Origin of the sequence: Microbacterium sp. 13-71-7 (genome assembly GCF_002257455.1) — a bacterium.
Taxonomy (GTDB): domain Bacteria; phylum Actinomycetota; class Actinomycetes; order Actinomycetales; family Microbacteriaceae; genus Microbacterium.
Genome location: NZ_NCKN01000194.1, coordinates 1 through 7,782 on the forward strand (window position 1 = coordinate 1; position 7,782 = coordinate 7,782).

The 7,782-nt window shown below is 68.4% G+C and carries 10 protein-coding genes; 6 read left to right on the forward strand and 4 right to left on the reverse strand.

Going from position 1 to position 7,782, the window contains the following annotated elements; genetic code table 11:
• Window positions 1–919: 919 nt before the first annotated feature.
• From B7X32_RS15930 to B7X32_RS15940, 3 genes are all read right to left on the reverse strand, one after another.
• A complete protein-coding gene (locus B7X32_RS15930) occupies window positions 920–1,303 on the reverse strand; it encodes a hypothetical protein (RefSeq protein WP_292721744.1) in 384 nt (127 codons plus the stop codon).
• Between the two features lie 120 nt (window positions 1,304–1,423).
• Entirely contained in the window at window positions 1,424–2,137 is a 714-nt protein-coding gene (locus tag B7X32_RS15935; protein WP_292721747.1) for a hypothetical protein, read from the reverse strand.
• 140 nt (window positions 2,138–2,277) lie between these two features.
• Window positions 2,278–2,472: a hypothetical protein gene (locus B7X32_RS15940; protein ID WP_292721750.1), complete on the reverse strand. Its 195-nt coding sequence runs from the start codon at window positions 2,470–2,472 to the stop codon at window positions 2,278–2,280.
• A 57-nt stretch (window positions 2,473–2,529) separates the two neighbouring features.
• On the opposite strand from B7X32_RS15940, the gene B7X32_RS15945 reads away from it, so the two are divergent.
• The gene (locus B7X32_RS15945; RefSeq protein WP_292721753.1) at window positions 2,530–2,718 is read left to right on the forward strand and encodes a hypothetical protein; all 189 of its coding nucleotides are present in this window, start codon (window positions 2,530–2,532) and stop codon (window positions 2,716–2,718) included.
• 65 nt (window positions 2,719–2,783) lie between these two features.
• Window positions 2,784–3,206 (forward strand): GNAT family N-acetyltransferase, encoded by a 423-nt coding sequence (locus B7X32_RS15950; protein ID WP_292721755.1) that lies wholly within the window; start codon window positions 2,784–2,786, stop codon window positions 3,204–3,206.
• Between the two features lie 29 nt (window positions 3,207–3,235).
• On the opposite strand, the gene B7X32_RS15955 is transcribed toward B7X32_RS15950, so the two are convergent.
• Window positions 3,236–3,961 (reverse strand): hypothetical protein, encoded by a 726-nt coding sequence (locus tag B7X32_RS15955; protein WP_292721757.1) that lies wholly within the window; start codon window positions 3,959–3,961, stop codon window positions 3,236–3,238.
• 231 nt (window positions 3,962–4,192) lie between these two features.
• Between B7X32_RS15955 and B7X32_RS15960 the strand changes: the two genes are divergently transcribed.
• The 4 genes from B7X32_RS15960 to B7X32_RS15975 all read left to right on the forward strand — a co-directional run.
• Entirely contained in the window at window positions 4,193–4,684 is a 492-nt protein-coding gene (locus B7X32_RS15960) for an FBP domain-containing protein (RefSeq protein WP_292721760.1), read from the forward strand.
• 244 nt (window positions 4,685–4,928) lie between these two features.
• Window positions 4,929–5,720: an enoyl-CoA hydratase/isomerase family protein gene (locus B7X32_RS15965; RefSeq protein WP_292721762.1), complete on the forward strand. Its 792-nt coding sequence runs from the start codon at window positions 4,929–4,931 to the stop codon at window positions 5,718–5,720.
• Between the two features lie 152 nt (window positions 5,721–5,872).
• The gene (locus B7X32_RS15970) at window positions 5,873–7,027 is read left to right on the forward strand and encodes a hypothetical protein (protein ID WP_292721765.1); all 1,155 of its coding nucleotides are present in this window, start codon (window positions 5,873–5,875) and stop codon (window positions 7,025–7,027) included.
• Window positions 7,024–7,782 (forward strand): inositol monophosphatase family protein (locus B7X32_RS15975; RefSeq protein WP_292721768.1); only part of this gene is annotated, 759 nt, incomplete at its 3' end. The genes B7X32_RS15970 and B7X32_RS15975, both read left to right, overlap by 4 nt.

Sequence of the window (7,782 nt, forward strand, 5' to 3'; positions counted from 1 at the left end):
GGCTTTAATCGGCAATGCGCACTCGGAGCAATGTCCTGTTGGCAATACCACACCGATTTTCACCCCGAAAGATCACCCCGGGTGGGATGGTGCCCATGAATTGACGACTCATAGAATCGGAGAAATCTCAGCCGCGATCGGAAGCGCCCGGTCATTCTGTGTCGTTTGCTGCTCGATAGGACCGCGGATATTCCGAATAGACACTTGAGAACCTTTGGGGGACAAATGAAAGAGGTAACTGAGCAGAACGGAATCGCGAGGAGAACTCTGGTGAAAGGGGCCGCGTGGTCGGTCCCTGTCCTCGCGGCGGCAGTCGCCGTACCTGCCCGGGCTGCATCGGTTCCTGCGACACCCGTGACGGCTGATCTGCAGATGGTCTCGATTGCGTGGATGCCGCAGGGAGGCCCGGGGGACGTCCCACCACCCGGTCCCGATGGGCGGCCCACGTTCACGGCAGGGAGCGGTCTCTTCGTCGACGTCACGATCCGGAACAACGGTCCAGACCCGGTGACAGGACTACGGTGCCTCGTGTCGTTTACCTACCAGGGGCACGACACCTCGTCCGGCACGCCCCTCTCTCCGCACACGCCCACGACGGGATGGTCGTACGTCACCAACTACGACCAGAGCGGTCTGCGTCGAGTGTTCATGTTCGATAATCCCTCGATCACGCTGGCGCCTGGCCAGAGCACCGTAATTCGAGTTCTTTACTCCACGACGACAATTCCGGGGCACCTCGATCAGGGCACTCGACCCTACGCCGCTGTTGGAGCGACTGGCGCTAACGTCACGGATCCGAATCTTGGCAACAATGATGGATTCACCTCCAACTCGTACAACGTGCAGACATAATCCGCTGCCTATCGACGAAACCGCCCCGCTTCTTCGAAGAGAAGCGGGGCGGTTCGCGTTGCGTGGGTCAGTCCTTCTCGCCGGTGTCGGCGCCGTCCACCATCGCGCGATACTGGCGTCGGGTGAGGCCGATCGCGTCACCGCTGAGCGGCGTGTAGGTGATCGCGCCGGCGGGCGCGGATCCGGCGCCGAACTTCCGGAGCCACTCGTCGATCGCGGGGATGGCCATGACGCGGGAGATCGCGGCGCTGACGCCGGCGAGGGTAGCGATACCCCGAGGAGGGGCAATGAACAAGATCTGGTTCCCCAACCAGCGATGGATCCGCACCATGGTGCAGGTCGTGCTCGCCGCGACCACACTTCTCGCGATCGTGGTGAGCGTCGCTCCGCAGGTGCTCGACGCCGTGGCCGACGTGCTGCCGGGACCTGCGGTCGCGTGGCTCGCTGGCACATTGGCAGGGTACGTGCACGCTCAGAGTTGGCGGCGTGTCGCGAGCGGCGGGCATACTCGGCGAGCATCGCTGCTGTCACCTGGTCGCTCCGTCGCTGCACGGATTCCGTGTCGGGGGCGCTATCGACCTGCGGTCAGCCTCAACTGCGCGCGGAACGCTTCACGTTCGATTTCACTCATTAGCTCATCGCGGGCTTCATGCGCTTCAACTGCCGCCGCGATGCGCTCGTCGGTGTTTACAAGCTTCGCCCCAAACAAGGCTGCAAGCTCATCGATTTCAGCGAGCGCCTCCTCGAGTTCACTTTCATCGCTTCCGCTGTTCCCACTTTCGCGGAACAGTTGGTATGCGCGGATGTAGAGGTCAGCGATGTCAGACCGGGCTTCGAGTCGAAACACCTGGTACTCGCGCTGGAGGGCGTCAAGTACCTCAAGCCGTCGGCGCTTGGCTCGGCGGTCCCGTGCCGCTTTGGAGTACGGCATCTGGCGGTGCACCTCGACGACCTTGTCGCCGAGCAACGCGTAGATGATCCCGAGCGCGGGGCTCAAGAAGACCGTTGCCACGCCGAAATTAACCGACGAGTCTGCGACTGCTATCTGCCATCGCTGGAGTTCGACTCCGCCAGCTCCACGCGTGGCGAGAAAGAACCCGAAGAACAGGGCAAAGCAGTTTGCAAGGAAGATCACCGCGTATGTGACCCGGATCGGGGAGTTGCTCCTGAAATCCCTCTTCCGAGACAGTTGGCGAGCCATGTAGCGGCCCTCCACGACGAGAGCCAGCATCACTACTGGGATGACCTGAGCGATCATGAGCCAGTAACTCGCGTTGTAGTTCACGGACCGACCCTAACGGGCCTGTGCAACTTGCAGACGAACCCCGGACTCGTGCGAGGTGGGGGTTCGTTCTGGGTGGAGTGATCCACCATCTACGTTCTATCGTGCCTACTTTGCGGAGATTGCGTATTTGTTTTCGGCGCTCAGGGGCGGCGTGTCGGGTTTCCGCGGGGACGCCCCGGCCGGATCTCGTGGCTGAGCCGGACGACCGCCTTCGCCAGCACCAGCATCCGGTTGCGTTCGTCACGGATCATCGCGAGCTTCTTGTCCTCGATCCACTCGTAGATCGCGCGGGGGAGCGCTTCGCGAGCACCGCCGCTTCCTTCACCGAGATCCACTCCTTCACAGGCGCTCCTCTCTCCGGTGCCGGTGCGGCGGTAAGTAGGCTCGGGCACATGCAGATTGAGTACCTGGCTGGACTCGTATCGACAATGTGGCTGACCCTCGCGATCCTCGCCGGAGGTTTCGCACGGACCCGAAACCGTTCGGCTTGGGCATGGTTCCTCCTCGTGTTCTTCCTGGGCCCGTTCGGGGCGTTCCTGCTCGTCGTCTGGCCTCCCGTCGAGAAGACTCCGGGCAGCTAGGCTTCATCGCTCGCGTCAATCGTGCGATCGGGGATGAGGACGCCACCTGGGTCTAGCGTGGAGTCATGATGGTGCGTCGCCTCGGCATCGATGATGTGCATGCGCTCAGCAGGCTTCTCGAGCAGCTCGGCTACCCAGCTGATGACACGTCCGTGCTGGTACGCGTTCAGCGGCTCCTCGCTGACGACATGACGGCCTGTTGGGTGGCCGAGACCGCCGGAGAAGTCGTCGGTCTGCTTACGGCGCAGCTGGCCTGGACCGTCGAATCCGATAGCCCCGTCGCGCGCCTGACCGCCCTGGTGGTGGACGAGGACCACCGTGGGCAAGGCGTCGCGCGCCATCTCACGAGCAAATTCGAGGACTGGGCGAGACAGCAGGGCGCGGTGCATGCGACGCTGAACTCCGGTAACCACCGGGACGACGCGCATGCGGCCTACACGCATCTCGGCTGGCAACCCACCGGCATCCGCTTTGTGAAGAACCTCTAGGAGCGGCAGGCTCCTCTGCTTATGAAGGCTCATGCCGCGGTCCTCTCGGTGGTGTGCTCGATCGTGAGCGCATTCTGGACGGTCCAGTCGGCGCGGTACATCTGGTGGAAGTCGCGGAGAACGGTCCCGGGGATCCGGTGCGTGATCCAGCGCACGGCGCCGTCGGTACCCTTGACCGGTTCGCGCCAGGTGTGGGCGGCGCGGCCGACGCGGACGTGGCTGGTGACGGTGTGCTGGTCGGCGTCCCAGAGTGCCTGCACGCCGCCGGGGCGGGACTGGGCGCCGAGCTGGTGGCAGTCGCACCTGCAGTCGACGTTGCGGCACTCGTCGTGGATCGTGACCTCGCAGTCGGCGGATCCGGCCCAGCGGTGTACGTCGGGGCGGATCCGGGCGAGCTCGTGGGAGCAGAACGGGCAGGTCACGACGGTCGCGCCGCGCTCGTCGTGGGTGACGTTGCCGTGCGGTGCGATGAATCCGCACTCGGGGCATCGTTCCTTCACGACCTGCTTCTCGCGCACCTCGACCTCCAGGTCCCGGTACGCGCGCTCAGCGGCGGCTGCGAACCGGATCGCGTCGCGCGCGCCGGCCTCGTCGTGCACCCACAGGTCGACCGTGCGGCTGCCCCTCGAGGCGAGGAACCCGCGGCACTCGTCCAGGGTGAGGAACGACAGCGTCAGGTTCGAGTAGCCCGACGGGGCAGCGCCCTTCGGGCCGCCCTCGGGGGGACACGAGGCGGCCGTCGGCGGCGCGCGCACCGCGGCCTCGAAGTCGGACCACGCGGCGACCGCCGCGACCGCGCGCTCGTAGCGATCAGCCAGGCGGCCGACTATGAATCAGCCGCGTAATGCTTCGGGGGTTCGAATCCCTCACTTGCCACCCACGATGAAGGGCCTCCGCAGAGCGGGGGCCCTTCTCCGTGGAACCGCTCGGCTCCGGCACGACCGCGTGCGCCCCGCACCGTCGCCGGCGTTCTTAGACTGGTCGTCATGCGTGCCCTCACCGAACAGCAGATCCGGGCGTCGTTCCGCAACGCGGAGCCCGACGAGGTCGCCGAGATCGCGATGCCGCACGATCTGATGCTCGCGGAGTGGGACTACCTCGACTTCTTCGCCTGGCGGGATCCGATCGCATCCCGCAACGGCTACATCGTGATCGAGCAGGACGGCGAGCCGCTCGGGATCGTGCTGCGCGCGGGGGATCCGTCCCGTGTGCGGTCCGGGATGTGCAACCTCTGCCACACGATGCAGCCCGGCAACCAGGTCGCCCTGTTCGCCGCACGTCGCGCGGGGGAGCAGGGGCGCAAGGGGTCCGTCGTGGGCACCTACATCTGCGCCGACCTCTCGTGCCACGAGAGCGCGCGGATCGTGCCTCCGCTCGCGCCCAATGAGATCCGCGCGGACCAGCATGCCGACCGCCGCCTGGACGGCACGCACCGGCGCGTGTACTCCTTCGTCGCCTCCGTGCTCGGCGAGGTCTGACCCCGCTTGTGCCCCTGGACGGCGCTCGGCCACCCGACACGGATGCAGGATCGTGCCACGGATGCACGATCGAAACGGCGGATCCGTCGTGCATGCGTTCCCGGATCCTGCATCCGTGACATCGAACGACCTGAACCTCAGGCTCACTTTCCTTGAGACTCCGTGCCACGGGTGGGTGCGCCGCGGGTAGGCTGATCTCGCGGCCTGCGTGCCGCGCGATCACCGCCGATCCCGAAGGAGCACCATGTCCGAGCCCCTGCTCTACCGCGTCGAGGACGGCCTCGCCCGGATCACGCTGAACCGTCCGCAGCGGCTGAACGCCTTCAACGCCGAGCTCGCGCATGCGTGGGCGGATGCGACGGCCGCCGCCGTCGGCGACAGCGCGGTGGGGGCTGTCCTGATCGAGGGCGAAGGCCGCGCGTTCTGCGCGGGCGGCGACGTGATCGACATGGCGACGGGCATGGGCGGGAACGACGAGATCGAGCGGCTCGCGCAGGTCATCCACTCCGGCATCTCGACGCTGACGTCCTCCTCGGTGCCGGTCGTCGCGGCCGCGCAGGGCACGACCGCCGGCGGCGGCCTGGGGATCCTGCTCGCGAGCGACTACGCGGTCGTCGGATCCGATTCGCGCTTCGGCAGCCTCTACGCGAACGTCGGCCTCACGCCGGACCTCTCGGTCAGCGCGCAGCTGGCCGCGGCGGTCGGCGAGCGCCGCGCCCTGCAGCTATTGCTCACGGACCGCATGCTCACGGCCGCGGAAGCCGTCGAATGGGGGATCGCGGCCGAAGCGGTGGGCGAGGGCGATGCGGCGACGATCGCTGCCGCCGTGCGCACCAGGGCGGAGGAGGTCGCACGGTTCTGGCTGTCCGGCGCGTTCGGCGCCTACGGCCAGGCGAAGCGCCTGATCCGCTCCCGTGCGGAGCGCACGTTCCCGGAGCAGCTGGACGAGGAGGCCCGCACGATCGCCGCGGCCTTCGGCGGTCCGGAGGCGCAGGGGCTCATCGCGGCGTTCGCGAAGCGGTCCTCCGGGCGCTGACCGTTCGCCGCGACCGCTTCGACGGCGTCATCGCCCGGCGCGCACCGGCCTCCACAACGCTCGGCTCCGGCGACTTCTCCCCTGATCGCGCATCGCCCGTGGCACGCACGCCGGTGCATGCGAGGATGAGAGCACCACAGACGGGGGATTCCATGGCGAACACGACGACACCGGCCAAGTCGGGGCCGAACACCTCACTGCTCATCCGCGGAGCGATCTGGATCGCGATCGGAGCCCTCATTGCGGCCGCGCTCGTGTGCGTCGTGTGGGTGCTCATCGGAGACCAGCAGGGGCTGATCGGCCGCGCGTTCCTCACGATCGTGCTGCTCGCCGGCTTCGCGGCGATCGCGATCCTCGAGGCCAGCCTGGCACCGAACCGGGAGGACTGGCTCGCGCTACTCAGCATGCTGTCCTGGATCATCGCGCTGCTGGTCGGCGCCGTGAAGATCTGGCTGCCCGACGACTCCTATTTCGGGGGCATCGAGCGCTTCTTCCAGCTCGTGCTCGTGGTCGGGATCCTGCAGCTCGCCCTCCTGCACGTGCGGCTGTTCCAGAAGGCCGCCGCCCGCCATGAGACCACGTTCACGCGCGCGATCGTGTGGGTGACGTATGCGTTCCTCGCCGGCCTCGTCGTGATGCTGGTCTTCTACCTGACGTTCCCGCACACCTTCCACTACGACGAGCTGTACTGGCGGATCGTCGTCGCGCTCACGATCCTCACCGCGGTCGGCACGATGCTGATCCCGCTGCTGAACGCGCTGTTCGCACCGAAGAAGCCGGCGCCCGTCGCACCCGCGCTCGTGGCGTACGCCGCACCGGCCGCGGTCGCGTACCCCGTCGCCGAGCCGCAGCCGTGGCCCACCTATGCCGACGGCCGCACGCCGCTGCCGTTCTTCGCGGATGGCAGCCCGGACTGGAACGCGTACTACACGGGCATGCCCTCGCCGGGGGCGACGATCCCCGGGCAGGCTCCCGCGCCGGTCCCTCCCGTGCCCACGCAGTCCGCGACCGAGGCCGCCATGGCGCAGCTCGGCGTCGACGCGACCGCGCCGTCGGCGGCCCCTGCTCCCGCGCCGGTCCAGGCCGCGCCCGTCGCCCCCGTCGCCCCTGACGCCCCTGCGCAGCCCGCAACCGACGGCGCCGCACCGCCGACCACGGGTGGCCACGGGCTGACAGGGGAGCTGCACGCGGAGTCGTCCGCGGTCGACGCGGATCCGGCCGCGCCGTCGACGGAGGCCGCGCCCGACTTCCCGCCGGCGCCGCCCGCCGCGCCCCCAGCCGCACCGACGCCTCCGGCCGCCCAGTGACCGCTGCAGAACTCCGCGACCTCGCGATCGAGATCGCCCGCGAGGCCGGCGAGCTGGCGCAGCGGCGGCGCGCGGAAGGGGTGTCGATCGCGGCGAGCAAGTCGTCGCTGGCGGACATCGTCACCGAGGCGGACCGCGAGGTTGAGGCGCTGATCCGTGCGCGCCTGAGCGCAGAGCGTCCGGGCGACGGCTTCCTCGGCGAGGAGTCGGGTGGCGGAGACGGATCCACGGGCATCACCTGGGTCGTCGACCCGATCGACGGGACGGTCAACTACGCCTCGGGGATCCCGCTGTACGCGGTCAGCATCGCGGCCGTCGAAGGCGGCAGCGACCCCGACCGATGGACCGCGCTCGCCGGAGTCGTGCAGTCGCCGGTCGTGGGGGAGACCTTCTCCGCCGTCCGCGGCGAGGGCGCGTTCCGCAACGGCGAGCGCCTGCACATCGCCGAGCCGGGGCCGGCGGGTGCGCTGCTCGCGACCGGCTTCGGCTACGACCCGAACACGCACGCCGGCGACCTCGCCACGGTCGGCCGGGTGATGCCCATCGCCCGTGACCTGCGCCGTGGCGGCAGCGCCGCGACGGACCTCGCGTACGTCGCGGCGGGCCGCCTCGACGGCTACTTCGAGCGCGGCCTGAGCCCGTGGGACTACGCGGCAGGAGCGCTGCTGGTGCAGGAGGCCGGCGGGGTCTTCCTCCGCCCCGAGAGCGCCGCTGTCGGACGCCGGCTGTGCCTCGCCGGCGGTGCCGAGCTCGTC

Coding starts and splice junctions, on each gene's coding strand:
- B7X32_RS15950 (WP_292721755.1), top strand. CDS start 2,784: ATGATGGTGCGTCGCCTCGGCATCGATGATGTGCATGCGCTCAGCAGG.
- B7X32_RS15965 (WP_292721762.1), top strand. CDS start 4,929: ATGTCCGAGCCCCTGCTCTACCGCGTCGAGGACGGCCTCGCCCGGATC.
- B7X32_RS15970 (WP_292721765.1), top strand. CDS start 5,873: ATGGCGAACACGACGACACCGGCCAAGTCGGGGCCGAACACCTCACTG.
- B7X32_RS15945 (WP_292721753.1), top strand. CDS start 2,530: ATGCAGATTGAGTACCTGGCTGGACTCGTATCGACAATGTGGCTGACC.
- B7X32_RS15960 (WP_292721760.1), top strand. CDS start 4,193: ATGCGTGCCCTCACCGAACAGCAGATCCGGGCGTCGTTCCGCAACGCG.